1 protein-coding gene is annotated in these 1,399 nt (G+C 77.4%); it reads left to right on the top strand.

The window, feature by feature from the left end:
• Positions 1-1,399: phosphodiester glycosidase family protein (locus AE652_RS41430; protein ID WP_049661161.1), on the top strand; the 1,399-nt coding region annotated here is incomplete at both ends.

Below are 1,399 nucleotides of genomic sequence, written 5' to 3'. Positions count from 1 at the left end.
CTCGCGCTGGCCACCGCGCTGGCCGCCGGCCTGCCCGGCCTCGCCGCACCCGCCTGGGCCGCCCCCGCCCCCACCGACGCCCCCGCGCAGAGCCGGGCGCAGACCCCCGACCTGGTCCTGGACCGCCCCGGGGAGTCGGTGGTCACCCGCCGCGAGGTCACCCCCATCGCCCCCGGCCTGACCATGACCTCCTTCGACCGCCTCGGCGGCCCGGGCTGGATCCGCGGCAAGGTCCTCGTCGCCGACCTGGACACCGAGGGCCTGAGTGTCGACTACCTGTCCTCCGGCAAGGTGACCACCCGCCAGAGCGTCACCGACATGGCCCGCGGCGCCGGAGCCGTCGCCGCGATCAACGGCGACTACTTCGACATGAACGCCTCCGAGGCCCCCCTCGGCGTCGGCGTCTCCCGCAAGGACGGCCTGGTCCAGGCCCCCGTCGAGGGCTGGAACCAGGCCGTCACCGTCGGCACCGACGGCCTCGCCCGGATGGCCCAGGTCTTCCTGGAGGGCCACGCGAGCCTGCCCGGCGGCCGCGAGCTGACGCTGAACGGCGTCAACACCTACGGCCTGCCCGCCGACGGCGTCGGCGTCTTCACCCCCGCCTGGGGCGACGCCACCCGCGGCAACGTCGCCAACGGCTCCGCCGAGGTCGCCGAGGTCGAACTGCGCGACGGCCGGGTCACCGCCGTCCGCGACACGCTCGGCGCCGCCGTCCCCGAGGGCGCCACCGTCCTGGTCGGCCGCGAGGCCGGCGCCCGCGCCCTGCGCGACCTCAGGCCCGGCGACCGGGTCTCCGTCGGCTACCGTCCGCGCGCCTCCTTCGGCGAGGTCGCCGTCGCGGTCGGCGGCTACCAGGTCCTGGTCGCCGACGGCGTCGCCCAGCGCTCCGGCGAGAACGACGGCAACGAGCTCAACGCCCGCACCGCCGTGGGCTTCTCGGCCGACAACCGGCGCATGTACCTGGTCACCGTCGACGGCCGGCAGGCCGACAGCCCCGGCATCAGCCTGCCCGACCTCGCCGTCCTGCTGCGCGACATGGGCGCCCACAACGCGCTCAACATGGACGGCGGCGGCTCCGCCGCGATGGCCGCCCGCCTGCCCGGCGCCGAGCGGGCCGGCACCGTCAGCAGCCCCTCCGACAACGGCGGGGAGCGCGCCGTCGCCAACGGCCTCGGCCTGTTCTCCACCCCCGGATCCGGCCAGGCCAAGGGCTTCCGGCTGCGCCCGGCCCCGGCCGTGGACACCGCCGCCCGCCTCTTCCCCGGCCTGCACCGCACCGTGCGCGCCCTGCCCCACGACGAGGCCTACGGCGCCGTCACCGCGACGGTGCCCGCCACCGCGTGGTCCACCGCCACCGGCGCCACCGTGGGCGTCGAGGGCCGCGGCCTGGACGCGGTCG

This window comes from Kitasatospora sp. MY 5-36, from assembly GCF_001182915.1.
In the GTDB taxonomy this organism is placed as follows: Bacteria; Actinomycetota; Actinomycetes; order Streptomycetales; family Streptomycetaceae; genus Kitasatospora.
Note: the sequence above shows the minus strand (reverse complement) of the source record. Positions and strands in the feature narration are given on the sequence as shown.